Genomic DNA, 25,708 nt, shown 5'->3' on the forward strand with positions numbered 1-25,708 from the left:
CATGAAACCGTATATCGAATGGACCAAAGAAGAATTAGTTGCCGAGAAAGCCAGACTGGAGCAGGAATTTGCAGAGGTAAAAGCAAAAGGCCTCAATCTGAATATTTCCAGAGGAAAACCTGCAGCAGCCCAGTTAGATCTCACGGAAGGAATGCTTACCGTTCTCTCGAAAAATGAAGACACCTTCGCAGAAGATGGAACCGACTGCCGGAACTACGGCGTGCTGACCGGTATTCCGGAAGCAAGAAAACTGATCGGAGATATCTGTGAGGTTCCGGCGGAAAACGTCATCGTTTACGGAAACGCCAGCCTTACCATTATGTTTGATACCGTAGCACGTTCGTTCCTGAAGGGCGTTGCAGGCTGCACTCCGTGGAACAAGCTGGACAAAGTAAAATTCCTCTGTCCGGTACCGGGCTATGACCGTCACTTCGGTGTAACCGAGTACTTCGGCGTTGAGATGATCAATGTTCCGATGACGCCGGAAGGACCGGACATGGACATGGTAGAAAAACTCGTTGCAGAAGATGACGCCATCAAGGGAATCTGGTGTGTACCGAAATACTCCAACCCGCAGGGCTACACCTACTCCGATGAGACCGTCAGAAGATTTGCAAACCTGAAACCGGCAGCCAAAGACTTCCGTATTTTCTGGGATAATGCATATATCATCCATCACCTGTATGATGACAGACAGGATCACCTGCTGAACATCATCGAGGAGTGCGAGAAAGCCGGAAATCCGGATATGGTCTATGAGTTCGTATCCACCTCGAAAGTAAGCTATCCGGGAGCCGGAATTGCAGCTCTCATTTCTTCTGAGGCAAACATCAAAGAGGCACAGGAGTACATGAACTTCCAGATCATCGGTCATGATAAACTGAATCAGCTGCGCCATGTAAAATTCTTCCAGAACCTGGACGGCGTGATGAATCAGATGAAAAAGCATGCTGAGATCTTAAGACCGAAATTCGAGGCAATTCTGCAGGTAATGGATCAGGAGCTGAGCGGCCTTGGCATCGCTTCCTGGACAAAACCGAACGGCGGATACTTTATCTCCTTCGATGCGATGGAGGGATGCGCAAAGAAGATCGTTGCAAAGGCAAACGAGGCCGGTCTTACCATGACAGGCGCGGGCGCAACGTATCCATATCACAACGATCCGCAGGATTCCAACATCCGTATTGCACCGTCTTTCCCGACACCGGAAGAGCTGGAAATCGCAGGTCAGGTATTCGTGCTGAGTGTCAAACTGGTCAGCGTGGATAAGATTCTGGAAAGCAAATAACAGATAAGTAAAAATACAAAAGCCGGATTCTCCCGGGGGACACAGTTTTTGTGAACTCTGGTGTGGGAGTTCCGGCTTTTTTCTATTAGAAAGTTAAAAAGAAATTTTCTATGGGACAGAAAGGAAAAACATGAAAAAGAAAGTAATAGGAATTGCCGCAGGAATCATACTCCTTGCGGCCGCAGGCAGTTACGCGGGCGTGGGGCATTACTATGCATCCCACTTTTTCCCGAAAACCGCGATCAACGGACTGAACTGCGCAGGGCTGACCGCAGAGCAGGTCAAAGAGGAAATTCAGAAGCACATTGTGGATTATACACTCAGCATTACCGAGCGCGGTGGAAAAACAGAGACATTAAGCGGCACGGAGATCGGCCTCACGTATGTGGACGACCACGCGGTGGAAAAACTGCTGGAGTCCCAGAATACTCTTGCATGGCCTGCATTCTATTGGAAAGAGAAAGAAAACCAGGTGGCGGCGGACTCTGTCTATGACAAAGAAATGGTGCAGGAAAAACTGCAGACGATGGAAGGGTTTCAGGAAGAACAGCAGGAAGCGCCGACGGATGCGTATCTGACGGATGACGGAACCTCGTACGTTATTGTGCCGGAAACAGAGGGCGAGCAGGTGGACTATGAGAAGGCGGAGCAGGCTGTCATCGAGGCGCTGGATGCCGGAGCGGCGAGCGTGGATCTGGAAGAAAAAGATGTTTACCGGAAACCGGACATTACGCAGGATGATGAAGCACTGAATGGGAAAATGGCGGAACTGAACCACCTGACAGCGGCGCGGATCACGTATGCAATCGGTGAAAACAGCTATGCCATAGACCGGGCGACCTTACAGAGCTGGCTCGTACAGGGGGAGGATGGAACCTACACGATTTCGCAGGACGAAGCGGCAGCTTTTGTGCGCCATATGGCGTATGAGACGGACACCTTCGGGCTGGCGCATACCTTCAAAACGAGTCTTGGCGCGACCATTAACCTGAATGCGGGCGGCGATTACGGCTGGTGCATCGACAAGGAGGAGACGACGCAGGCACTTCTGCAGGCGATCGAGGACGAAACACAGGGAAATCTCGACCCGGTTTACCTCTATACGGCCAATGACCGCTCGGCCAATGATATCGGAAATACATACGTCGAGGTGTGCATTTCCAAGCAGAAAATGTGGTGCTACAAGGATGGCGTTCTGGTGACGGAAACACCGGTCACAACGGGCAATCATGCGACGGGCTATGACACTCCGGCAGGCAGTGTCTGGGCGGTGGATGCGAAAAAAAGTGACTGTGATTTCAAGCTCTATCCGAGCCATGTCATGTTCTGGCTTCCGTTTAACGGCGACGTCGGAATCCACGATGCGAGCTGGCGTACCGAGTACGGCGGGGACATCTATCTGACGAACGGATCCCACGGATGTGTGAATACCCCATACACAGAAGCAGAAAAAGTGTTCAATGCTATTGAAATTGGTGACCCGGTTATCGTATACTATAGCCTGGATGATGTAACCGGGCCGCAGCCTACACAGAAAAACAGCCTGTAGGAAAAACGCTTAAGCATCACAGCAGAAGCACATCAAATAAAGGAGATTTTGATAGATGAAAATAGTAGTATTAGCTGGAGGAACCAGCACGGAACGTTCGGTATCCATTACATCGGGAACTATGGTCTGCAAGGCACTCCGCGAGAAAAACCATCAGGCAGTTCTGGTAGACGTTTTCTGCGGTATCGATGTGAAGGGGAACCTGGAAGATGTATTTGCAGAGGAGGCGTACGATATAGACAAAGCAGCAGAATATATGCACAGCTTTGATGCAGGATTAAACGAAATGATCGAATCCCGCCGCAGATTTTTCGGACCGAACGTACTGGAACTCTGCGAGGCAGCGGATGTTGTTTTCCTTGCCCTGCATGGCGCAAACGGAGAGGACGGAAAGGTACAGGCTACGTTCGATCTGCTCGGCATTCCGTATACCGGAACGGGCTATTTAAGCAGCGCCCTCGCAATGGACAAATCCATCACAAAACAGTTCTTCCGTGCACACCATGTGCCGACCCCGAACGGCGTGACCCTGAAAAAAGGCCAGGAGAGCGAGCCTTTGTCCGGCTTTGGCCTGGAGCTTCCGGTTGTCGTAAAACCGTGCTGCGGCGGTTCCAGTGTCGGTGTCTATATTGCACACACGAACGAAGAATACTGGCAGGCTATGAAGGATGCTTTCTCCTACGAACCGGAGGTTGTCGTTGAGGAGTATATCGAGGGAAGAGAGTTCTCCGTTGGCGTGGTAGACGGAAAGGCTTACCCGATCATCGAGATTGCACCGATCGAAGGCTTCTATGATTACACGAACAAATACAAAGCCGGAGCTACTGTTGATACCTGCCCGGCCGTACTGACGGAGGAGCAGACGAAAGAAATGCAGAAGCACGCAGAGGACGGCGCTGCCGCTCTCGGTATCGAAAACTACTGCCGTCTCGACTTTATGATGCGCAAGGACGGAAGAATGTACTGCCTCGAGGCAAACACCCTTCCGGGCATGACCCCGACCAGCCTTCTGCCGCAGGAGGCACAGGTACTCGGCATTTCCTATCCGGAACTCTGCGAGCTGCTGATCCAGCTTTCTCTCAGAAAAAGAGGTAACAACGCATGAAAAATATGACACTTGCGCACATCACAGAGGTGTGCGGCGGAATCTACTTCGGACCGGAAGAAAAGAAAACAGCGGAAGTCACGGATATCGTGACGGACAGCCGGAAAGCGGGAGAGGGAAGCCTCTTCGTTGCAATTCCGGGTGAGCGTGTGGACGGCCATAAATTTATCCCGAACGTGGCTTCCCAGGGCGCACTTGCTGTCATTTCCGAGCAGAAACTTGAAACACCGCCATGCCCGTATATCCTCGTGAAGGATTCCATGGAGGCCATTAAAGCAATGGCAGAATACTATATGCAGCAGCTCAATATTCCGGTTGTCGGCATTACGGGAAGCGTTGGAAAGACCAGCACGAAAGAGACGATCGCGTCGGTGCTGGCGCAGAAATACCGTGTGCTGAAAACGGATGCGAACTTCAACAATGAGCTGGGTCTGTCGCTCACTGTTTTCCGTCTGCGTGAGGAAGATGAGATGGCGGTTCTCGAGATGGGAATCGACGATTTCGGCCAGATGCACCGTCTGGCGAAGATCGCACGCCCGGAGACCGCAGTCATTACGAATATCGGCTGGTGCCATCTGGAAAATCTGAAGACGCGAGACGGTATTTTACAGGCGAAGACCGAGATCTTTGATCATCTGCGTGAGAACGGGCACATTATCATCAATGGGGACGATGATAAGCTGTCTACTGTTGGAACGGTTCACGGCATCAAGCCGGTTCATTTCGGATTGGATGAAAAGAACGAATATTATGCCGATGAGATCGAGAGCCAGGGCTTCCGCGGCATTTCCTGCCGGATTCATACCCCGCAGGGGAGCTTTTCTGCACTGATTCCGATCCCGGGCCGCCACATGGTCTACAATGCGCTGGCCGGAACCGCAGTCGGATGCACGTACGGGCTGACGCTGGAGCAGATCAAACAGGGAATCGAGACACTGCAGTCGGTGAGCGGAAGATTCCACATCATCGAGACAGGAAAATACACCGTTGTCGATGACTGCTACAACGCAAACCCGGTTTCGATGAAGGCATCTCTCGATGTTCTGAAAGAGGCGAAGGGAAGAAAAGTGGCCGTGCTCGGCGATATGGGAGAGCTTGGAACCGATGAGGCAGCACTCCACGCCGAAGTCGGCACACACGCCGGAACCTGCGGCATTGACGCCCTCTACTGTGCGGGACCGCTCTGCGAGCATCTTGCAAAAGCGGCAAAAGAGGCTGATTCGAAGCTTGAGGTACGCCACTTTGCAGACCGCGAGAGCCTGATGGCAGAACTGCCGAAGCTCTTACAGGACGGCGATCAGATTCTGGTAAAGGCATCGCATTTTATGGAGTATGGAAAGATTGTGGAGATGCTTGAAACAGCACAGAAATTATGATAAAATTTTAAACTGGAAAGTACCCATGACAGGGTGGTAGCCTCCCGAGCTAATGAATACATAGGAAGGGAGGTGGCGTAAATGACAGCATACGAAATTATTATGGTTTTTCTGGGAATCTTAGCTTTACTGATTTCCTTCGGAGGCTTCATCATTGCGTTGCTTACCTTTCTCGATAAGAGAAATAAGCGAAAATAAAAATGCCTACCCCGTCGGCAAACGGGATAGGCGGTGTTCGTAAGAACATTTAACCCTTTTCTCGAGAGCATCCACTTTGGAGTGGGTGCTTTCTTTTTATATATTTATTATATCGCAGGGGTCTGGCATTTTCAAGCATTTTCTTTCAATTGTTCTAATAGAATGTTTTTCGTATAATTTCCAATCTCTTTTTTCTCTTCCTTCGTAAGCTCGCCCGGAATGATCGGCTTGCCGTACGTTACGGTAACGTGGGTACCGCGGATCTTCGGGAAATGTGCTTCCAGAATTTCTCTGGATCCGGAAATCGAAAGCGGAATGATCGGGCAGCCGGTTTTCGTTGCCATCTTGAATGAACCGTTGTGGAACTCGCCGAGCTCCAGCTCGCTCTCCGTCTTGCCGCGGGTACCCTCCGGGAAGATACAGATGGAAGTGCCGCTCTTGATCTCCTCACATCCGGAGAGAATCATCTGCAGACCCTGCTTGATGTCGGAACGGTCGAGAAACAGGCAGTGGATGAGTTCCATCCAGTTCTTTAACAGCGGAATGCGTGAAAGTTCTTTTTTGGCGACAAATCCGCAGGAACCCGGAACCGTTGTATAGGTTACAAGGATATCGAAATAGCTGCGGTGATTGCCGATGTATAGAACAGCCCGGTCCTTCGGAATATTTTCCTGACCTTTTACGGTGATCTTCGTGCCGGAAAAAAACAGAATTACGCGAAAAATCCAGCGGATCAGGGAGCGGCTTACCTTGTCACAGACCTCCGGCTTTTTCTTCCGGATCAGAAGCAGAACAAGAAGCACCGGGATCGACAGAATCAGATACAGAAAAGCGGTCAGAATGACCAGAATAAAACGAATCATGAATCTTTTTCTCCTCTTGGTAAAAATAGTGGTATTCAGTTATTGCGTACTTTTCAGTATACGTCATTGACGGGGCATGTTGCAATAACTTTCGTCTTTTTCAGAAAAAGATTTTGCGTCATAGAAGACTGCGGCCCGTCATACAATGGATAGAAAGAGCAGGAAGCGGCGTTTGGAATGATGAAGAAAAAGAGACGGGGAAGAGTTCTTCTGGCGGCGGTGATTCTGATGCTCCTGGCATCGTGCCGGATCACAGATGTGAGCGAGGGCGAGCGGAAAGAACTGTCGTATGCGATTGTAAAGCCGGGCGATTTTCCGCCGGAAATCGATCAGATTTTGCGCAGGAAAAAAGAATCCGCGTTCCAGATGGCGTACGAGAGCGGGGACGATCTCTACATACTGCGCGGCTACGGAAAGCAGAAAAGCGGAGGCTTTTCCATACAGATCGAAGAAGTATCGAAATCGGAAAACGCCGTTTTCGTGCGGACAAAACTCGTCGGACCTGCCGCAAAGGAGGAGCAGAAAGGCGCCGCCTCCTGCCCTTACGTCGTGCTGAAAACGAAAGCGGCGGCGGGAATCTCAGTCGTATTTGAGGATTAGAGTGGGAGGAGCCTTATGGATTTTGTAAAAAAGATTCTGCATCAGATCAGCAGAAAAAGCGAAGCGGTGTCACAGATTACGTTTGATGAGGACTACAATGTGCCGGACGCACGGCCCGATGTGGGGCGGATGATTCAGAAAAAAGGCGAGGTGACGATCGGGGATGTGCAGATTTCGGAAGGAAAAGCGCGTGTATTCGGCGGCCTCGCCTTTCATCTGCTGTACGTCTCCGACGGCGAACGGCGCCGGATCTGCCAGCTCTCCGGCGAGCTTCCGATCGACGAGACGATCCATCTCGATGGTCTGACCGGCGGCGACAAGGTCTGCATCACCTGGGAAGTGGAAGATCTGAACCTGCATCTCATCAACTCGCGGAAGCTGGGCGTGCGCGCGATCGTCACGCTGCACGCGTGGATCGAGGAACTGTGCGACCTTGCCGTGCCGATGGAAATCCGCGGGGAGAGCGACGTCGCGGTAAAAAGGCAGGAATACCGCGTGGTTGAGCTTGCAGTGCAGAAAAAAGATGTGCTGCGTGTCAAAAAGGAGCTTACGATTCCGTCCGGCAAGCCGGAATTGCACGAGATTCTCTGGCAGGATCTGGAAGTGCGCGGTCTCGATCTCCGCTCTGAGGAGGGGCGGGTCAGTGCGCAGGGAGAACTCTTTGTCTTCTGCCTGTACAGCGACGGCGAGGAGGATCACCCGCTGCAGTGGGTGGAGCAGGCGCTCCCGTTCCAGGCAGAAGTGGAATGCCAGGGCTGCATCTCCGAGATGATCCCGCGGATCGAAAGCACACTCGGCCAGACCACACTCGAAATCCAGCCCGATTCCGACGGCGAGGAGCGGGTCCTGCAGGCGGAGGCCGTACTCGAACTTGACATCTGTCTGTATCAGGAAGAAACCGTATCACTTCTGCAGGACGTTTACCATCCGCACCGAGAATGCATTCCAAAAGTGCAGGAGGAGACTTTGGAGAGCCTTCTGATCCGCAATTCCTCCAAATGCCGCCTGACCGACAAACTGCAGATGCGCGTGCCGAAAAATAAAATTCTGCAGATTTGCCACAGCGACGGCAAAATCAAGATCGACGAGGAAAGAAACGTAGAAAACGGCATCGAAGTAACCGGTGTGGTGGAACTCAGGGCGCTCTATGTCGTGAGCGACGATGAAATGCCATTCTACGCCGCCGAAACCGCCCTCCCTTTCCGCCACACCATCGAAGTCCCGGAAATCGGACCGGACTGCCGCTACGAACTCCAGTCCTCCATTGACCAGCTCTCCACAACCATGCCGGACAGCAGCGACATCGAAGCCAAAGTCGTACTGAACCTGAACGCCCTCGTATTCCGCCGTAGAAAAGAGATGGTAATGCAGTACGTCGAAGAAAAAGACCGAGATCCGGAAGAACTGCAAAGCCTCCCGGGCATCACCTGCTACTTCGTCAAGCCGGGGGATACCCTGTGGGATATCGCAAAGAAATTTTATACGACAACGGAAAAAATTCGGGAACTGAACGACCTTAAAACCGAAAATCTTACGCCGATGCAGCAGCTTTTAGTAGAGCGGGTATAGTAGGAAAAGACAGCCTCCTGCCTTAAGAATGGAGTCAATCCATCAGGCAGGAAGCTGTCTTTTTGTGAGTTAACGAAATTACAATATTTTGATATGAGAAGCTTTTAAATCAATCAATCTTTGCGCATAGCCCGTAATCCGTGATATCTGCTCTGAGGTATAGCCCGCAGAAAGATATTCTGAGAAAGTGTCATCAGGCAGGAGCAGCTCAATGGCAAAGGTATCAGCTTCGGTTTCATATTCTGCCGTTTTTAAATGAGTTCTGGTATCCATAAAGATGGCATTTGCCTTTTTATGGAGAAACAAATGCCCAAGTTCGTGTGCCAGAACCAGTGTGCGCTCCTGCTCGGAAAGAGTTTCATCGAGATAGATGATATGGTTTCTCTGAAAATACTGATAAAAACCACGGACTCCGCTTAAAGGAGCATCCACGAGAATCACATTCAGTCCACGGACAATTTCAAAAGGATTCCGTGACTGGAATCGGTGAGCGATCTGATTCGCTCTTTTTTTTATGTCCATAGACATCAGTCCTTTTTATATTTTTTCGGTGTGTATTTTTCTTTGTTCTTCTTTTTTGCGAGTTCCATACCGATCTGCATTGCCGAAAGAATGGAATCGATGGCTTCCGGGGAAGCGGGATCGCCGTCAAACATCAGCCCCTCCTGAGAAAGAAGCTGTTCTTTGGTGCGGGCGAGGATTTTTTCAATATCCCGTTCGTCACGGGAAGTCAGTACCGGATCTGGTGCAGGTTCCTCTCCGTACATCAGATATTGAGGGGAAAGACTCAGATAGTCGGCAATTTTGGAAAGACGCTCAGCGGGGAAGGATCCTTTTTTTAGCTGACCGACATAACCGTTGGAAAACCCAAGGTCTTTTTCCAGCTTCGATATTGGAATTTTCCGCTCTTTACAGATTTGCTTTACACGTTCTACGCAGTTCATAACATACCTCCAATAAAAAAAATAGATAAAAGCCTAAAAAATGTATTGACAAAATAGAGAATACTCTATATAATGAGATCAAATTTAGAGAAAAACCTAAAGATAGAGAAGATTATATTTCTATATTAGAGTTTCCATAGAGAAAAGTCAATAGGTGATTCTCTAAATTTAGAACTTTATCAGAAGCGCGCAGATAAAGTATTTACGAAACCAGAAACAATACAGGATGAAGAAAAAGGAGAAATTAAAATGAGTCAGAAAACAGATCGCGTAATCGCGGAAATTTTACAGAAACGAGACCGTTTTACCAAAAACTTCCGAACAGAAAATCATGGCGGTGCAGCCGTCATTTACGGATACCCGGTTCATTATAAAGAAGGAGAAGAGTGGAAGGAAATTGATAACAGACTGGAAAAAACAGAAAACGGTTATCAGAACCATGCATCCCGGGTAAAAGTCCATTTTGCAGAAAGCAGTAATGCAAATGAAATGGTTACTATTGAAAAAACGGGAAGAAAACTGAGCTGGGGATTTCTGGCAGAAAAGCAGAAAAAACAGAACATCCGAAGCCAGGCGGCAGTACAGGCACAGAAGCGTGAAGCTGTATTTCAGCCGGAAAATCTCTATCCGACAGAAGAAGGAATGCAGAACAGAGCCGCAGTGCAGAAAACAGAAGAAAAAAGCGTGGAGCAGGAAAATCAGGAAAAAATGAGTGTTCCGGGTCTTGTGGCTGCCGGACATTATGCAGAGATTGCAGAGAATGTAGATCTCGAATACAAAATCATCGGAGAACAGGTAAAAGAAAACCTGATCTTAAAATCGGTAAAAGCAGCAGCTCTTGAATATTCGTTTTCCCTGCAGTTCCCGGGGATGATGATTGTCATTCGGGAAGACGGAGGAATTGACCTGATTGATGAAGAAACAGAAGAAGTTTTTTATTATTTTGCCCCGCCGTGTATGTACGATGCAGCCGGAAATTATTCGGAACAGGTACACTATGAACTGGAAACCGATGCGGAGCAGCATTGCAGTATTTTAAGCGTCGTACCGGATCAGACATGGCTTCAGGACGAAAACCGAGTATATCCGGTTGTGATTGATCCATCGGCAGAAACCTCGAAAACAAATAGGGCAATTGACGATACGTTTGTCCGAGAAAAAAGTCCGGACAGCGCGGTGGTAGCTTCTTATGGTTCTTTTACCGTAGGCCATAACCGGGAATATGGAAAATGCCGTTCTTTCCTGAAATTTACCAGCTTGCCTGCAATGGAACCTGGAGCGGTTATCTACGATGCAAAAATCTATGTATGGCAGTACCGGTATTCTTCGGACAGCAACCAGCCGTTTTTTATTACCGCCCATAAAGTAACGGGAGGATGGAATCCGGGATCAACCACATGGAACAATCAGCCGGCATATCAGTCGAATGTACTGGATTACTGCAGTGTAAAGCAGGTACAGTCCGGTAATACAATTACCGTTACACCGTGCGGATTCAACGTAACAAAACTGGTGCGTGAGTGGTACAACACAGGGGTAAATCATGGAATTGTTATCACGGCACAGAATGAGACACCATATCAGGAAGCCGTTTTCATTTCTTCTGATTATCCATCCAATAACTCTTATGGAATTACTTCCGAGTATTTCCCGCAAGGAATCTTTTATTACCGTAGTACAACAGGACTCGAGGACTATTACAGCTACCATGAGCAGGATGCCGGACGCGCAGGCCATGGCTATGTTAATGACTTCAATGGAAACCTTGTATGGGTGCATGAAGATGCGTCAACCAGCGGTGGGCTGCTGCCGATTCATATCCGTCATGTGTATAATCTGTCAGAACGGAGTAAAAACAACCGTATGGGAAAAGGCTGGAGAATGAACTTCATCCAGGAAATGGAAGCCACAGGAAACGCAAACTTCCCGTATGTCTACACAGATGGAGACGGAACCCGACATTACTTTTATAAAGACACAGCGGATGGAAATAAATTAAAGGATGAAGATGGCTTTGGATATGAGCTGACGCAGACAAGTTCTTCTGACGGAGATTCTTATTACATCATGAAGGACAAAAACGGCTGGGAATATGCGTTTGGTCAGGACAAATACATGCGGAGTATCAAGGATTCCAACGGAAATCTGCAGAAAGCGCAGTATGGTCCGTCCACAGCAGGTAACTATCTGGCATATCTGATTGATCCTACCGGTGCAAGAATGGACTTCAGATATGGAAAAGATAATAATCTGGGCAATCTGAATGCGAATGGAAGAAGCATTTATTTTTCCTATGACAGTGCAGGACATCTGACCAGAATTAGTTATCCGGATAATAAAAGTACGGAATTTTTCTACGATGGAGATATTCTGGTGAGCGTACAGAATAATGATGGGCGACAGATTTCATATAAGTACCAGGATGACTGCGGAGTAAAACGAGTGTCAGAAGTTTTTGAACATACAGGACCACAGAATGGGCAGAGAATGAAAATTTCCTATCGAAATGGAAATACTACGGTGTTTGAAACACAGGGATTGGATGGAGAAATCAGTCGGACAGGTGATAATCGAAAGTTTACCTACCACTTTGACAATTTCGGCTGCCCGGCGGATGTGTCGGATGAAGATGGTGCTGCAAACAGTTATCAGTTTTTACGGGAAGGACGAAAGAATAACAAGCTGAGCATGACAGGAACTTTACAGAAAGCCGTCAGGAACCGAATGGATCCAGAACCATTTTTATTACAGTGGAATCAGATTAACACAGGAAATGAAAATGCAGTTATTGGATTTAGAGCGTTAGGGGGATTCCCTTCGGGAACTTTTTGTACAATAAATAAAGATACCGTAAATGGTAGATATGGATACTCTAAAACGTATACGTTAGAAAAAGGAACTTATACTTTTTCCTGTTATGTTAAGGTTGAAAAATGTGTACCAGATCCGGAGAAAAAGCGTTCCGAATGCGGTGCCGGAATTTTACTTTCTTCCGGAAATACAGAGAAAATGGATCTGGTAACAGAGGTGAAAGATACAGATTCGGATGAATGGACTCGTGTATCGGTAACTATTACGATTGCATCTCAGACGGAGGTAACTACCGCGTTTTTCTTGGATAATATGCAGGGATGGGCTTGTTTTTCCTGTTTCCAGTTGGAAAAATCAATGGCAGCAAACAAATTTAACATGCTGCACGATGCATTTTTCGAAGATACATTTGACACAACAGGGGAATATGGCTGGAAATTAAGTCAGGGAGAAAGTGCAGACCAGATTGTAACAGATTCAGTTAAAGGTAAATGTGCAAGATTACGAGGTAACTTGTCCAAAGATAAGAGCCTGATGCAAACCGTAAAGGTGAGCGGAAAAGAAGGCGATGTATTTGTGCTCGGATGCAGTGTGAAAGCAGACGCCATTCCGGGCCGAACCTTCCGTGTTCGTGCAGTGGTTCATTTTACCGACAAAACAACGACAGAGACAATTGTGAACTGCAATCCGTATGTGACAGAGTGGCAGTTTGTCAATGGCGTAATCCTGACCAGGAAAGATGGTTCCACAACAAATAAGACCTACGAATCCATTCAGATCTATCTCGAATACCAGAAACAGCAGAATGATGCATTCTTTACCGGCTTACAGCTGATCCGTGATGATGCGGAAAGTTACGTGTATGATGCAAATGGAAATATTGTAAGTGCCAAGACAGCAGCGGAGCAGAATGCATTTATCTGCAACAAAACAGACCTGCTTTCCAAAATGGTTAAAGTGACCGGCTCTTCGTTTGAGTATGAATATGATGGAAAGAAAAATATGACAGCGGCAAGAAATTCAGAGGGAGTTCAGTACCGTTATACCTATGATAACAAGGGAAATCCGCAGGACGTAGTGATTCATCATGACAGGGTAAGTACGTCGGTAATGGCTGGCAGAAGTTATTATATTCGCCACAGAAAATCTGGTAAGTATATCGATGTAAAAGATGCATCTAATAAAGATGGAGCAGCAGTTCAGCAGTATGAGTTTTCGGGAAGTTCGGAGCAGAAATGGCGTATTGAGGATGCCGGAGAAGGATATATTATTTTCAAAGCATTTGACGGAAATGAGACATATGTACTGGATATCGGAACGGATGCAAATGGGGCAAAGGCGAAGTTAGCTGCATACGCAAACAAAGATTCACAGAAATTTCGTATCAAACCAGTAGGAGAAGGAATGTATTTGATCACAAGTAAAATTTCTAAGGACAAAAAAGCGATTGATCTTCCGAGAGCACAGCTTGATAATTCGATTCAGTTACAGATTTGGGATCAGTCAGAAACACATCCGAATCAGCAGTGGTATTTTGAGCCTGTTGCATATGAACGAAAGAGTGACCAGCCGATTTCCGGCGGGATTTATATGATGCGTCTTGGATACAGTGGACAGTATATGCAGGTAAATGGAACAACAGCGGGATCAACAGTTGTTCAGAATCGGTATTTAGGAAAAGAAGCACAGATGTTTCTGATTCATGGAGATGAAACAGGTGGATTTTTCCTGGAACCGGCCAATGCAGAGGGAAAAGCACTTTCTATGGCTTCGGATGGAACACTCACGCTGCAGGTGAAAAATACATCGGACAGCAAACAGAAATTCTGGTTTGAAGTGAGTGAAGAGGATAAAAATAATTATTGCATCAAACAGAACAGCCGGTATTTTATGATTCCAAGTCTCTCACATGAAGAGAATACAGCAATTAACGGAGCATATCCAACAGTAGAAGCCATGAGTCCACAGGAATTTATTTTGGAGAAATGCAGCGAACGTATGACGGCGCAGTATACCTACACGGCAACCGGCCGAAATGTAAAAACACTGACAGATGCCAGAGGATTTGTAACAACAAACGAATACGACAGCAAAGAACGCCTGCTGACGGGAGTTACCGATGCAAAAGGGAATAAGGTAACGTATACGTATGATACCAAGAATGACCTTCTGACCGGTGCGACGGCTTCTGATGGAACAAATACGGTAAAACTGGGTTATACGTATGATGAAGGTGACCGGTTAAAAACGATTGCCCACAATGGATTCGAGTATACCTATGAATATGATTTCCTCGGAAATCAGACCAGAATTCTGGCAGGCGGAAATGCACTGGAAGAATACGATTATCTTCCGTCGGACGGACCGCTCAGCGAAGTAAAGTATGCGACAGGAGAAGTGCTGAAAAACAGCTATGACAAGTACGAGCAGATCGTGGAGCAGAAGTGGAATGGAACGACAGTCTTCCGAAATATCTATGATGACTATGGAAATGTATTTTACCATGAGGATCTGGAAAACGACAGAAAGATTTTCTTTGACTATGACATGATCCAGAGAATGGCAGGATACCGCACAACAGATGGAGAAACGGCGCGCATTCAGTATGACAACAAGAACAGACGCACAGGCATGGTACATCAGATTGATGACAGCAAAATTTCAACATCGTGCGTATTTGGAGAGGTTGGAAAAGCACAGGCACCGGATGTGATTTATCAGATCAAGGTAAATGATGCAGTCAAAATTTCGTATACCTTTGACACGTTATGTCGTGTTACCAGAAAAACCATTCATCTGAAGGACAAAACATATCCGGTCGACTATACCTTTGTGCCGGGAAGAAAAGCGGGAATTACAACCTTGCTTCTCAAAGAAATCAACAATAACGGAAAGAAACTGTCCTTTGTTTATGATGCTGTGGGAAATATTGTTACGATTTCCGAGAATGGTGTTCAGAAAGTAAAATATACGTATAATGCTTTGAGTGAACTGACCCGTGTGGATTCTGCATGGGAAAATAAGAGTATTACGTATACCTACGATGCCGGAATGAATATGACGTCCAGAAAAGAGTATTCCTATACAACGGGAGCACTGGGCAATGCGGTAAAGACAGATCTGTTTACCTACCGTGCTTCAGGATGGAAAGATCAGCTTATTTCCTATAATGGCAGCAGCATTTCCTATGATGCGGTCGGCAACATTACAGCTTATCAGGGAAGAACACTGACCTGGTACAGAGGAAGCCTGCTGCAGAGTCTGACCTTAAACGGAAAGAAAGCAGTTTACCATTACGACAGCGAAGGACACAGAGTCCAGTGGAAAGACCTGAACGGAATCAGCCATAAGAACTACTGGTGCGGAAACAAACTGATGGGAACGAAGTATGGAGATGTACTGGTTCAGTTTGTTTACGGTGCGGATAAATCCCCGCTGATGCTGAAAAAGGGAGAAAAAGAGTATTATTACTTGTACAACAGCCAGAATGATGTCATAGGACTGATTGACAGCGATGGAAAACAGGTAGTAAACTATTCTTACGATGCATGGGGAAAACAGACTGGTCTGACCGATATCAGCGGAGAAAATATCGGAAAACTAAACCCATTCCGTTATCGTGCTTACTGCTACGATGACGATACCAAACTCTATGTCACCGCCAGCCGTTATTATGATCCGGAATTGTGCAGATTCCTTTGTGCGGACAACTTTGATGCTGTAAAAGCGAAAATGTTTAGCATGAATGGAAAGAACCTTTATGTGTACTGTTGCAACAATCCGGTGAATGCGGTAGATGATGATGGTGATTTTGGAATTTTAATGCTGGCATTCCCAGGAATCGATCCCAGAAAAGTAGCATGGAATATCTTAAAAGATGTATTTGTATATGCGGTACAGTGCGGAATGGCGAATGAGAAAGTAACCTTAGAAGGAATTGCAGAGGTGGCCATAGAAAGTGCAATCAGTAGTGTTTTGGGAGATAGCCAAGGAATTATCTTTTCAGTAGTAGTAAGTGGTTTGAAAGGAGGATATTTAGAGTATCAGGAATCAGGAGATATGGCAAGAGCAATGGGGGCAGGATTTTACGATGCTATAATGACCTTGTTAGAACCTAAAACGTATAACGCATATGTAAAAAATGAAACTATTGAGAATGCATTGGGTGCTTTTACAGACTTTTTTCAGTCTCCATTACTGAGCTATCCCAAAAGCGGTGTTTTGGATGGAGTGTTTGGAAAACCCAAGAAACAGGCAAATAAAAATGGATCAACACTTAAGAAAAACAGCAACATCAACTTTAGTACAAAAAAAGTTGGGGGGAAAAAGAAGAACTGGCAGAGTAATAAGCCTGCAATTTCCAGAAAAATGCAAAATATAGGACTTCCAGCGCTTAGATAGAAAAGTTTTAAGATGCCTTTGCGCGAAGAAAAATAGTTTTGTACAAAGGCAAAGCGTAAGAAATAACGAGGAGAAGATTGTATGAAAGTAGTATGGGGAAAATTTGGTACCGGCGTAGACCTGATTGTGTGTGCTATTAGTAGTTATTGGTGGGTGAGCCTGTGGGTAAATGAAAAAGATGCGTTCCACGCCTATTCATTAAAAACAAGTATCATAGTGTTTCTAGGAATAATGTTCTTTTTAAGCATAGCAGCTTATGGAACTGTGACATTTCTACTAAAACGAATTTATATTTATGAATGGGGAATAATGTTATCTTTTTGGGGCTATGAAAAAAAGATAGAATGGGAAGATTTTACTGTGATACAAAGATACAATGATCATTTTTTCTTCAACATATCGAAACAGAAAGATGACAGTTTGTTCTGGTGTACCTATCACCCATTTACCAGTATCATGATATTCGACAAGTTCCGCGGACCGGGCTGGGGAATCATACCGCTCAGCGCCGACGAATTTTGTGAACTCCTCACTTCATACGGTGTCAAGTATACGGAAAGTAAATAACATACAAAAAGAGTGGAAGTGGCCGTAAGATCCACGAATTACCAGCCACTTCCCTTTTTATATGCAAATTTAGAAAAAGAAAGAAGGAAATGCCAATGAAATCAATTTATCGCACGATCCTTGCCGTAGCAGGCAGCTTCCTTGCGGCACAGTTTGGAGGCTGGGATGCTGCGCTGGAAACGCTGGTCTGCTTCATGGCAATTGACTGGATCACAGGAGGTGTTCTGCTTCCTGTTGTTTTTAAAAAGAGTCCGAAATCTGAAAACGGAACGTTGGAGAGCCGTGCGGGATGGAAAGGGCTTTGCAGAAAAGGGATGATGCTGTTCTTTGTGCTGGTCGCGGAAAAACTGGATCAGCTCACACAGACGAATTACCTGCGGGATGCCGTCTGCATTGGATTTATTTTAAATGAAGCGGTTTCGATCTTGGAAAATGCAGGGCTGATGGGTGTGAAAATCCCTGAGGTTCTGCGGTCAAGGATTGATGTGCTGAGAAAGGAGGAGCAGAGTAAATGAGGGTTGACAGAAGCTATTGTAGCAACCAGAATACATGGTCGGAAAATCATCCGCAGTGTATTGTGGTACACAATACAGACAATTTTGCCGCCGGAGCCGATGCCCGCGCGCATGCAAGAGCGCAGTACCAGGGAAATTTTCAGATTATGTCGGCGCATTATTACGTAGATGACGGGGAGATCGCTTATCAGGCTGCGCCGCACAGCAGAGGATGCTGGCATGTCGGGAGAAATTATGGAAGTAAAAATCTATTCGGCAGATATGGAAACCGGAACAGCATCGCGGTTGAGATGTGCGTGCAGAAAGGATATGATTACGAAACCGCATTTTTACATACGGTGGAGCTGGTGAAAAACCTGATGAACGGGACGGGGATTCCATCAGATGCAGTTTACCGGCATTACGACATCTGCAGCAAAAACTGCCCGTCCCAGATTCAGAAGCGGGGAGACTGGGAGCGGTTCCAGCGTCTGATTCGGGAAACAGAAGACGGCAGTGAGAAAAGTGAATACAATCCCGGCATCTACCGTGTAACAGACCCGGCGCTCAACATCCGCACAGGTCCCGGAGTAGAATACCCGGTGGTGGGAGTCATCAAAGACCAGGGAAGCTATACGATCACAGAAATCAGAAACAAAAGCTGGGGCAGACTGCTGTCGGGAGCGGGATGGATCAACTGCCATAAAGCATATTGTTTTTACGGGGGAAGAGTATAAAATCCCATCTTTGCAAAACGATGTCATCGGACGGATTGACAGCGATGGAAAGCAGGGAGTAAACTATTCTTACGATGCAGGGGGAGAACTGGTAAATACCATGGATACAAGTGGTGCGAATATTGCACAGTCGAAAGAAATAACGAGGAGAAAATTGTATGAAAGTAATATGGGGAAAATTTGGTACAGGTGTAGATTTGATTCTGTGTGTTATTATTAATTACTATGTGGTGAGTATATGGGTAAATGGAAAAGATGAGTTCCATGCATATTCATTAAAAACAAGTATTATATTTCTAATAGAGGTAATGCTCGTTTTAAATATGGGGAAAACAGACCGGTCTGACCGATACCAGCGGAGAAAATATCGGAAAGCTCAATCCATTCCGCTATCGTGCTTACTGCTACGATGACGACACCAAGCTCTATGTCACCGCCAGCCGCTATTACGATCTGGAATTGTGCAGATTCCTTTGCGCAGACAACTTTGATGTTGTAAAAGCGGAAATGTTCAAAAAGTTAAATTAGTAGGTGGCAAATATGAAGGCAGGATATCGTAAATTTTATAAATATTTTAGTATATTGGTATTTATGGGCTGCGGATACCTTATGCTGAATTTTTGGGAAGAGGGAAAAGGTCAAATTAGTTCTTATAACATGCAAGATAAAGCACTTATGATATTGTGGTTTATGATTTATACTTTTGGTACGGCTGCTGGAATTATAAATACTTTAACCAGTATTTACATTTATGAATGGGGAATGCAGATCTCATTTTTGAAATATAAGAAAAAAATCGAATGGGAAGAATTTTCTGTTATACGAAGATATCATAATCATTTTTTCTTCAATATGTCAAAACAAAAAGATGCAGGTCCGTATTGGGCAATGTTTCATCCCTTTACCAGTTTTGTAATATTCGATAATTCGCGAAATCGTTCTGTTCATACCATGCCGCTTAACGCCGACGAATTTTGTGAACTGCTCACTTCATATGGTGTTCAGTACACGGAAAGAAAATAAAGATCGAAGGAATTAAAGAGAAAATATGAGAGCAGGATATCGTAAGTTTTTTATGTTTGCACAAGTTGCTACATTAATAGGCATCGGGTATCTTATGACAAGATTTTGGGAAGATGCAAAAAAACAATGTGAATTATATAATTTGCCTCAAAAGCTTTGGGTAATATTTGGAATAATGTTTATTTGTGGGATAGTGTCATGGGGAAGTGTAGATGCTTTAACACGTATTTACATCCATAAGTGGGGAATGGAACTTGCCTTTTTGGGATATAAGAAAAAAATTGTATGGGAGGATTTTTCCGTTATACAAAGATATAAAAATCATTTTTTCTTTAACGTATCAAAACAAAAAGATAGTGGTCTGTTTTTTTCAACATATCATCCATTTACTAGCTTTGTGATATTTGATAAGTCACAATTTAGTTGTGTCCGTACTATGCCAATCAGTGCCGACGAATTTTGTGATCTCCTCACTTCATACGGTGTCAAGTATAAGGAAAATAAAGCATGAGAAGAGTGGAAGTGATCGGATTTCTGTTGTTTTTACGGGGGAAAGAGAGTAGTATAATACATGTATAATTACAGCTTTGGAGGAAAAACAGTTGCTTGACTGGATCAATGTTTTTAAAGTAAACCGGAAAATTAAATCCCGTCTCTGGCCGTGGATTAAGATTATTTTGAGTATTATTCTTTTCTTTGCGGTATTTTACGGAGATATCTATGTTCACATTTTGGATAAAACAAAGACGGGGCGAATCGTGGAAGCGCTGATTCTGGTTGTGTTTTCGTTTCTGGACTATCTGATCTGCTTTATTTCTGTAGCCGAAATGGACTGCCTGAAGGACAGGCGGTATGCGGCGGCGAAAGAGAGTGGTGAATTTTATACGGTTTCTGAAATAGAAAGTTCCCTGTTCAACTATGTGCCGCGTACCTATACAATTTATTACCGGAGAGGAAGCAGAAGACTTACTTTCGGTGTGCGCACAAGAACGACAGGAAATCCGCTGGAAATGGGCGGCAGAGAATATTTCATAGGACCGACAGGAAAGCGCGAGCAGATTGTGAAAGACCTCGATACGCTGATGAAAGAAGTAAAAAAATACGCAAGATTTGACAAAGTCCTGGTACAGACAATCAATGGAGAACCGGTAAAGAGATAATGCCGGTTCTTCTTGCTTTTACGTAAAAATGCAGGTAAGATAAAAACAGCATAAGTGTAATACACATGCGTAAAAACTCATCAACGGAGAAGGTATGAAAATGGAGGAAACAAAAGATGAATTATCTGAAGGAACGGGATGGTGACCTGTTCTCCAATGCGGATCTGAAACAGCTGATTGTGCCGCTTCTGATTGAACAGCTTCTTGCCATCGCAGTCGGCATGGCGGATTCAATTATGGTATCCAGTGTCGGCGAGGCGGCGGTGTCGAGTGTGTCGCTGATTGATACGATCTTTATTCTGCTGATCAACATGTTCACCGCGATTGCAACCGGCGGAGCCGTCGTGTGCGGCCAGTATATCGGAAAGAAGCGGCCGCATAAAGCATGTGAGGCAGCTGACCAGCTTCTGCTGGTGACAACGGCGCTGTCAGTTGTGATCATGGCGGCGGTCTATCTTTTAAAGCCGTTTATTCTACATGTTGTGTTTGGAAACATTACGGCAGAGGTAGAAAGAAACTGCAATATTTATCTGATGATCGTAGCGGCCTCCATTCCGTTTCTGGCGGTTTACAACGGCTGTGCGGCCATTTTCCGTGCGCAGGGTGATTCGAAAACGCCGATGAAAATATCCATCGTCATGAACCTGATCAATATTTCGGGAAATGCGCTTCTGGTCTATGCGCTGAAATTCGGCGTGGACGGCGTTGCGATTCCGACGCTGCTTTCACGTATGTACGCGGCTGCGGCAGCATTTGTTCTCGTACATAATAAGCGGTATCCAGTGCGGTGCTCTTATCCGGTGAAATTAAAACCGGATTTCCATATGCTGAAAAAAATCCTTGGCATCGGCATTCCGAACGGCCTCGAGAACAGTATGTTCCAGCTCGGCAAAATTATGGTCTTAAGTATGATCACACAGTTCGGAACAGCGTCGATCGCGGCAAATGCCGTGTCCAACACGATTGCTGTCTTCCAGACACTGCCCGGTATGGCGATCGGAAATGCAGTGCTGACCGTAAGCGCACAGTGCGCGGGAGCGGGAGACTATGAGCAGGTAAAATACTATGCGAAAAAGCTGCACATCATCATTTATGGCATGATGATCGTCTGCTGTCTCGGTGTCATCGCGGCACTTCCGGCGGTGCTTCACGTTTACAGTCTGTCTGCGGAGGCAACAGCCATGACGGAAGATATCATCGTTTACCACGGCATCTGCTGTATGATAATCTGGCCAATTGCCTTCAATCTGCCGAATGTACTCCGCGCGTCCAATGATGTGGCATTTTGCATGATTCTCTCGATTCTTTCCATGTGGATCTGCAGAATCGGCATGAGCTATGTGCTCGGTGTGCGTATGGGATTCGGCGTCTTCGGTGTCTGGGTCGCCATGACGATGGACTGGGTTGTTCGTGCCATTTTCTTTGTCCTTCGCTATCGAAGCGGGAAGTGGCAGCATCAGACGTGATGAAAAATACGGAATGTTTTGGGGAGAGAGAAAGAAAAAACGATACATCTGGAGGAAGTTATTATTATGAAAAACGCAAAGAAACTGATTCCCGGAGCGGCGATTGCGCTGGTGATTGCCGTTGCGGCGAAATTCCTGGAAAGCCTGGAGGAGAGCGCCGGCCTGCACTTTATCGGAGCGTCGGTCATCGCCATGTTTATCGGTATGATTGTGAACGCCTTTTACAAGCCGAACAGCGTGACGGCGCCGGGAATTAAATTTACATCGAAGAAGATCCTGAAATTTGCGATTATTCTGCTCGGTGCGAGCCTGAATATCCGCACGGTGCTGACGGTCGGAAGATTTTCCCTGACGGTTATGGTATTTACCCTGGCAACGTGCTTCGGCCTTGGCGCACTGATCGGAAAAGCAATGGGACTGAACTGGAAGACGAGCAGCCTCATCAACGCCGGCACGGGTATCTGCGGCGGTTCCGCGATCGCGGCAATCGCGCCGGTCATCGAGGCAACCGATATGGACATTGCCTATGGCCTCTCCGCAACGTTTTTATTTGATACGGTCATGATTGTCGTATTCCCGATCCTCGGTCACTGGATGGGCCTTTCGGATGCCGCGTTTGGCCTCTGGGCCGGAACTGCGGTCAACGATACCTCAAGCGTCGTTGCCACCGGTTACGCATTCAGCGAGGTTGCCGGTGATTTCGCCACCATGGTAAAACTGACGCGAACCCTCGCCATTATCCCGGCTGTCCTGGCATTCGCCGCAATCAACGTACATCTGAAGCGAAAAGCACAGGCAGCAGAAGGAACCGCCGTAAAGGTAAGCATCAAATCCATTTTTCCATGGTTTATCTTAGGCTTTCTCGCCATGTCAGCACTGACCTCCTTAGGTCTTATCCCGGCAGGCACAGCAGCCGCATTAAAAACCATCAGCAAATTTCTGATGGTGGCCGCCCTTGCGGCCATCGGCCTGAACACCGATTTCAAATCCCTCTGCCGCTCCGGCGCAAAGCCGATGCTGCACGGATTCATCATTTCGCTGCTGGTAGTCCTGGTAGCGATTGCAGTCGAATTTGCGATCGGCATTGCGCCGCATGGGGTACTGTAAAGAAACAGAGAATTAAAAATCCAGGCATCCGTATAGGATGCCTGGATTTTTTAAATCAAAACGGGTTTGTCGTTTCCTTCAAAAACGTTTTCAAAACCTGCAGCACCCCGTTCTCCCAGTACGGCGGGCAGGTGTGTTTTGCTGAGGCGATGACTTCCGCTCGGGCGTTGGAGACGGCGTAGCTTTCGCCAGCGTTCTGAAGCATCTCGATGTCGTTCAGGTTGTCGCCGAAGCAGCAGACTTCGTCTGGGGTAAGGCCAAAGTAGTTCATCAGAAATGAGAGACCGGTCCATTTGCTGACGCCGCGGGCGTTGCAGTCCAACCATTCCTTACCGGCGACAGCGAGTTTTGCCTGATGATTCCACGCCGGGATGAAATTTGGGGAGCAAAGCTCTTCACAGGAGGTTGGATGGTAGATTGTGAATTTGATAATGTCCTCGTTTTCTACCTTCGATAGATCCGGTACTTCGCGGACATCGAAGCCGTAGGAGTCGCGGAGCCAGTGAAACATGCGGCTTCCGGCATCTTCGGCGAGGCAGTAGTCCGGGGTGGCGGCAAAGCAGTCGCAGGACGGAAGTTCGTCGTGTACCATGCGGCACATGGATTTCCAGAGTGCCGTTTCCATCGGATATGTTTTCAGAATCTTTTCCGGTGTGCGCACGACAGTTCCGCCATCGGAGATGTAGAGCAGGCGGTCCTTGATCGGAGCGAAAAGCTTCTGTTCACTGGAAAACTGGCGGCCGGAACAGACAACAAAATGGATGCCCTGGTCGACAAGCCTGGAAACAACAGTCATATATTCCGGGTCGATCAGAAGTGTGCCGTCTTTGACGAGCGTTCCATCGACATCGGTTGCAATCAACTTTATCATAATAGAAAATCTCCTTATCTTGTCACAGAAAAAATTCAAACTATAGCAAGACCAGAAAATAACGCAAAAAAGGCAGTGCTGCAGGGCGCGAATTACAAGGAACGGATTTGAAGGCGTACCGGGGTACGACGAAAATCCGTGACGCAGTAATTCACGTTCTGCAGTGCTGAATTTTTTGCATTATTTTCTGGGATTGCTATAAACATGATTATATCGTGAATTGCTTCGGGGTGCAAGCCGGAACCGGAGGAACGCAAAACTCCACGTTGACGAAACGCGGAAATAAGGCGTAAAATAAAGAAAAATATATATCCACAGGGGGATTTTTATTATGGCATTTATTCAGGTAAGCTTCATGTCAAAAACTTTAATGCGCACCGTACCGCTGCAGGTTATTCTGCCGGTCGACAAATTTACCTTTGGGCAGCCGGAGCGCGAGGAAAAACCGTTTAAAACGCTGTATTTGCTGCATGGCATTTTTGGGAATGAGACAGACTGGGTTCATGGAACCAGAATCCAAAGATGGGCAGAGGAGAAAAACCTTGCCGTTGTCATGCCGGCCGGCGAGAATGCGTTTTATGTGGATCAGCCGTCCATCGGTGCCATGCACGGACAGTTTATCGGAGAAGAACTGGTTGAGATTACAAGAAAAATGTTTCCGCTGTCCAGAAAAAGAGAAGACACCTTTATCGGAGGCCTTTCCATGGGTGGTTTTGGAGCACTCAGAAATGGCCTGAAATATCACGATACCTTCGGGGCTGTGATCTGCCTGTCCGGTGCACTTCATGTGCTGGAAAATCCGGAAGAGAGCAGAGCGGACAGCTTTGCACATGAAGAAGGTTATTTCGGAAATCTGGTCGAAGCAGCAAAGAGTGACAAAAACCCGGCTGTTCTTATCGAGCAGTTAAAGGAAGCACGGAAAAAAGATCCGTCTGTCAATGTGCCGACCGTATTCCAGGCGTGCGGAACAGAGGACGGACTTCTGGAAGTAAACCGTCTCTACCATAAACGGATGGAAGAGAGCGGCATGGACATTGTCTACTATGAGAGTAAGGGTGGCCATGAATGGGATTTCTGGGATGAGTGGATCAAAAAGGCACTGGACTGGCTGCCACTTGAGGAAAAGACGGAAGGCCTGAACAGCGGAAACGTAAATGTTTAAAGGAAAAAGGGAGACAGGCAATGCCAGAAACGAGAAATGACGAATTGTACCGTGCGTTAAAACACAACGGTTACCCGGACGACTTCTGCCGGGAAATTGCATACCGCCAGATGAACACGGACTTTACCGCCACGCGGATGCTCGGCTATCTCTACCGCGTCACAAGCCCGCGCGCCGAGGACGTTGTCGATGAGATGCTGGCTATTTTGAGTGACCGCAAAGCATGGATTGAGAAAAAACAGTCTGAGGAAGCCCAGGCGGCAATCAGCAGAATGTACCGGGAAGGTCTGTAACCTGTGCGGGCGTTTATGCAGAAAAAGCGGAAGGAACGGGCTTGCATTCTTTTCCGGTTTCTGCTACAATCAGTGCAGTGAAAAAGCGACGAAAAGAAACAGTAGCGACAGAGCGCATTCAGAG

23 protein-coding genes and 1 other annotated feature (1 of these 24 cut by a window edge) are annotated in these 25,708 nt (G+C 46.7%); of the genes, 19 read left to right on the forward strand and 4 right to left on the reverse strand.

Annotated elements, in window-relative coordinates; all coding sequences use genetic code 11:
- Position 1: 1 nt before the first annotated feature.
- The 5 genes from DXD92_RS09800 (at position 2) to DXD92_RS18995 (ending at position 5,516) form a co-directional block, all read left to right on the forward strand.
- The gene (locus DXD92_RS09800; protein ID WP_118640478.1) at positions 2–1,288 is read left to right on the forward strand and encodes an aminotransferase; all 1,287 of its coding nucleotides are present in this window, start codon (positions 2–4) and stop codon (positions 1,286–1,288) included.
- Between the two features lie 130 nt (positions 1,289–1,418).
- Positions 1,419–2,837: a L,D-transpeptidase family protein gene (locus DXD92_RS09805; protein WP_118640479.1), complete on the forward strand. Its 1,419-nt coding sequence runs from the start codon at positions 1,419–1,421 to the stop codon at positions 2,835–2,837.
- Between the two features lie 55 nt (positions 2,838–2,892).
- Complete coding sequence (locus tag DXD92_RS09810; protein ID WP_055228033.1) at positions 2,893–3,942, forward strand: D-alanine--D-alanine ligase family protein; 1,050 nt, start codon at positions 2,893–2,895, stop codon at positions 3,940–3,942.
- The gene (locus DXD92_RS09815) at positions 3,939–5,318 is read left to right on the forward strand and encodes a UDP-N-acetylmuramoyl-tripeptide--D-alanyl-D-alanine ligase (protein WP_055228032.1); all 1,380 of its coding nucleotides are present in this window, start codon (positions 3,939–3,941) and stop codon (positions 5,316–5,318) included. The genes DXD92_RS09810 and DXD92_RS09815 overlap by 4 nt, the downstream gene beginning before the upstream one ends.
- Before the next feature lie 81 nt (positions 5,319–5,399).
- Positions 5,400–5,516, forward strand: coding sequence for a putative holin-like toxin (locus DXD92_RS18995; protein WP_226906323.1), 117 nt, complete (start codon positions 5,400–5,402; stop codon positions 5,514–5,516).
- A gap of 131 nt (positions 5,517–5,647) precedes the next feature.
- On the opposite strand, the gene DXD92_RS09820 is transcribed toward DXD92_RS18995, so the two are convergent.
- Positions 5,648–6,379, reverse strand: coding sequence for a lysophospholipid acyltransferase family protein (locus DXD92_RS09820; protein ID WP_055228029.1), 732 nt, complete (start codon positions 6,377–6,379; stop codon positions 5,648–5,650).
- Positions 6,380–6,556: 177 nt separating this feature from the next.
- On the opposite strand from DXD92_RS09820, the gene DXD92_RS09825 reads away from it, so the two are divergent.
- Entirely contained in the window at positions 6,557–6,979 is a 423-nt protein-coding gene (locus DXD92_RS09825) for a protease complex subunit PrcB family protein (protein WP_022461788.1), read from the forward strand.
- A gap of 15 nt (positions 6,980–6,994) precedes the next feature.
- Complete coding sequence (locus DXD92_RS09830; RefSeq protein WP_118594866.1) at positions 6,995–8,548, forward strand: DUF3794 and LysM peptidoglycan-binding domain-containing protein; 1,554 nt, start codon at positions 6,995–6,997, stop codon at positions 8,546–8,548.
- A gap of 78 nt (positions 8,549–8,626) precedes the next feature.
- On the opposite strand, the gene DXD92_RS09835 is transcribed toward DXD92_RS09830, so the two are convergent.
- Positions 8,627–9,070, reverse strand: a complete 444-nt coding sequence (locus DXD92_RS09835) for an ImmA/IrrE family metallo-endopeptidase (RefSeq protein ID WP_055219960.1) — start codon at positions 9,068–9,070, stop codon at positions 8,627–8,629.
- A gap of 5 nt (positions 9,071–9,075) precedes the next feature.
- Entirely contained in the window at positions 9,076–9,492 is a 417-nt protein-coding gene (locus DXD92_RS09840) for a helix-turn-helix domain-containing protein (RefSeq protein ID WP_055219958.1), read from the reverse strand.
- 249 nt (positions 9,493–9,741) lie between these two features.
- Between DXD92_RS09840 and DXD92_RS09845 the strand changes: the two genes are divergently transcribed.
- The 10 genes from DXD92_RS09845 (at position 9,742) to DXD92_RS09890 (ending at position 23,258) form a co-directional block, all read left to right on the forward strand.
- Positions 9,742–16,704 carry a DNRLRE domain-containing protein gene (locus tag DXD92_RS09845; RefSeq protein WP_118640480.1) on the forward strand — a complete coding sequence of 2,321 codons (6,963 nt, stop codon included), beginning with the start codon at positions 9,742–9,744 and terminating at the stop codon, positions 16,702–16,704.
- Positions 16,705–16,785: 81 nt separating this feature from the next.
- A complete protein-coding gene (locus DXD92_RS09850) occupies positions 16,786–17,271 on the forward strand; it encodes a hypothetical protein (RefSeq protein WP_055219954.1) in 486 nt (161 codons plus the stop codon).
- Between the two features lie 95 nt (positions 17,272–17,366).
- The gene (locus tag DXD92_RS09855; RefSeq protein WP_118640481.1) at positions 17,367–17,786 is read left to right on the forward strand and encodes a phage holin family protein; all 420 of its coding nucleotides are present in this window, start codon (positions 17,367–17,369) and stop codon (positions 17,784–17,786) included.
- On the forward strand, positions 17,783–18,502 hold the full coding sequence (locus DXD92_RS09860; RefSeq protein ID WP_118640482.1) for an N-acetylmuramoyl-L-alanine amidase: 720 nt from the start codon (positions 17,783–17,785) through the stop codon (positions 18,500–18,502). The genes DXD92_RS09855 and DXD92_RS09860 overlap by 4 nt, the downstream gene beginning before the upstream one ends.
- A 158-nt stretch (positions 18,503–18,660) precedes the next feature.
- Positions 18,661–18,915: a hypothetical protein gene (locus DXD92_RS09865; RefSeq protein WP_055219949.1), complete on the forward strand. Its 255-nt coding sequence runs from the start codon at positions 18,661–18,663 to the stop codon at positions 18,913–18,915.
- Positions 18,916–19,042: 127 nt separating this feature from the next.
- Positions 19,043–19,525, forward strand: coding sequence for a hypothetical protein (locus DXD92_RS09870; protein WP_117761627.1), 483 nt, complete (start codon positions 19,043–19,045; stop codon positions 19,523–19,525).
- A 25-nt stretch (positions 19,526–19,550) separates the two neighbouring features.
- Complete coding sequence (locus DXD92_RS09875) at positions 19,551–20,036, forward strand: hypothetical protein (RefSeq protein ID WP_117804928.1); 486 nt, start codon at positions 19,551–19,553, stop codon at positions 20,034–20,036.
- A 91-nt stretch (positions 20,037–20,127) separates the two neighbouring features.
- Complete coding sequence (locus DXD92_RS09880; protein ID WP_117804929.1) at positions 20,128–20,685, forward strand: hypothetical protein; 558 nt, start codon at positions 20,128–20,130, stop codon at positions 20,683–20,685.
- 116 nt (positions 20,686–20,801) lie between these two features.
- Positions 20,802–22,151, forward strand: coding sequence for an MATE family efflux transporter (locus tag DXD92_RS09885; protein WP_118640483.1), 1,350 nt, complete (start codon positions 20,802–20,804; stop codon positions 22,149–22,151).
- A gap of 66 nt (positions 22,152–22,217) precedes the next feature.
- Entirely contained in the window at positions 22,218–23,258 is a 1,041-nt protein-coding gene (locus tag DXD92_RS09890) for a YeiH family protein (RefSeq protein ID WP_118640484.1), read from the forward strand.
- Positions 23,259–23,313: 55 nt separating this feature from the next.
- Here the strand turns inward: DXD92_RS09890 and DXD92_RS09895 are convergent, their stop codons facing one another.
- Entirely contained in the window at positions 23,314–24,129 is an 816-nt protein-coding gene (locus tag DXD92_RS09895) for a Cof-type HAD-IIB family hydrolase (RefSeq protein ID WP_117509860.1), read from the reverse strand.
- 331 nt (positions 24,130–24,460) lie between these two features.
- Between DXD92_RS09895 and DXD92_RS09900 the strand changes: the two genes are divergently transcribed.
- Together DXD92_RS09900 and DXD92_RS09905 are read left to right on the forward strand one after the other, a co-directional pair.
- Positions 24,461–25,291, forward strand: coding sequence for an alpha/beta hydrolase (locus tag DXD92_RS09900; protein ID WP_055219937.1), 831 nt, complete (start codon positions 24,461–24,463; stop codon positions 25,289–25,291).
- Positions 25,292–25,311: 20 nt separating this feature from the next.
- Positions 25,312–25,584 (forward strand): hypothetical protein, encoded by a 273-nt coding sequence (locus DXD92_RS09905; protein WP_022461797.1) that lies wholly within the window; start codon positions 25,312–25,314, stop codon positions 25,582–25,584.
- Positions 25,585–25,663: 79 nt separating this feature from the next.
- Positions 25,664–25,708, forward strand: a binding site (T-box leader) (it continues 258 nt past the right edge of the window).

It is taken from the genome of Blautia sp. TM10-2 (genome assembly GCF_003480845.1).
In the GTDB taxonomy this organism is placed as follows: domain Bacteria; phylum Bacillota; class Clostridia; order Lachnospirales; family Lachnospiraceae; genus Fusicatenibacter; species Fusicatenibacter saccharivorans.

Coding starts and splice junctions, on each gene's coding strand:
- DXD92_RS09800 (WP_118640478.1), top strand. CDS start 2: ATGAAACCGTATATCGAATGGACCAAAGAAGAATTAGTTGCCGAGAAA.
- DXD92_RS09805 (WP_118640479.1), top strand. CDS start 1,419: ATGAAAAAGAAAGTAATAGGAATTGCCGCAGGAATCATACTCCTTGCG.
- DXD92_RS09810 (WP_055228033.1), top strand. CDS start 2,893: ATGAAAATAGTAGTATTAGCTGGAGGAACCAGCACGGAACGTTCGGTA.
- DXD92_RS09815 (WP_055228032.1), top strand. CDS start 3,939: ATGAAAAATATGACACTTGCGCACATCACAGAGGTGTGCGGCGGAATC.
- DXD92_RS18995 (WP_226906323.1), top strand. CDS start 5,400: ATGACAGCATACGAAATTATTATGGTTTTTCTGGGAATCTTAGCTTTA.
- DXD92_RS09820 (WP_055228029.1), bottom strand. CDS start 6,379: ATGATTCGTTTTATTCTGGTCATTCTGACCGCTTTTCTGTATCTGATT.
- DXD92_RS09825 (WP_022461788.1), top strand. CDS start 6,557: ATGATGAAGAAAAAGAGACGGGGAAGAGTTCTTCTGGCGGCGGTGATT.
- DXD92_RS09830 (WP_118594866.1), top strand. CDS start 6,995: ATGGATTTTGTAAAAAAGATTCTGCATCAGATCAGCAGAAAAAGCGAA.
- DXD92_RS09835 (WP_055219960.1), bottom strand. CDS start 9,070: ATGGACATAAAAAAAAGAGCGAATCAGATCGCTCACCGATTCCAGTCA.
- DXD92_RS09840 (WP_055219958.1), bottom strand. CDS start 9,492: ATGAACTGCGTAGAACGTGTAAAGCAAATCTGTAAAGAGCGGAAAATT.
- DXD92_RS09845 (WP_118640480.1), top strand. CDS start 9,742: ATGAGTCAGAAAACAGATCGCGTAATCGCGGAAATTTTACAGAAACGA.
- DXD92_RS09850 (WP_055219954.1), top strand. CDS start 16,786: ATGAAAGTAGTATGGGGAAAATTTGGTACCGGCGTAGACCTGATTGTG.
- DXD92_RS09855 (WP_118640481.1), top strand. CDS start 17,367: ATGAAATCAATTTATCGCACGATCCTTGCCGTAGCAGGCAGCTTCCTT.
- DXD92_RS09860 (WP_118640482.1), top strand. CDS start 17,783: ATGAGGGTTGACAGAAGCTATTGTAGCAACCAGAATACATGGTCGGAA.
- DXD92_RS09865 (WP_055219949.1), top strand. CDS start 18,661: ATGAAAGTAATATGGGGAAAATTTGGTACAGGTGTAGATTTGATTCTG.
- DXD92_RS09870 (WP_117761627.1), top strand. CDS start 19,043: ATGAAGGCAGGATATCGTAAATTTTATAAATATTTTAGTATATTGGTA.
- DXD92_RS09875 (WP_117804928.1), top strand. CDS start 19,551: ATGAGAGCAGGATATCGTAAGTTTTTTATGTTTGCACAAGTTGCTACA.
- DXD92_RS09885 (WP_118640483.1), top strand. CDS start 20,802: ATGAATTATCTGAAGGAACGGGATGGTGACCTGTTCTCCAATGCGGAT.
- DXD92_RS09890 (WP_118640484.1), top strand. CDS start 22,218: ATGAAAAACGCAAAGAAACTGATTCCCGGAGCGGCGATTGCGCTGGTG.
- DXD92_RS09895 (WP_117509860.1), bottom strand. CDS start 24,129: ATGATAAAGTTGATTGCAACCGATGTCGATGGAACGCTCGTCAAAGAC.
- DXD92_RS09900 (WP_055219937.1), top strand. CDS start 24,461: ATGGCATTTATTCAGGTAAGCTTCATGTCAAAAACTTTAATGCGCACC.
- DXD92_RS09905 (WP_022461797.1), top strand. CDS start 25,312: ATGCCAGAAACGAGAAATGACGAATTGTACCGTGCGTTAAAACACAAC.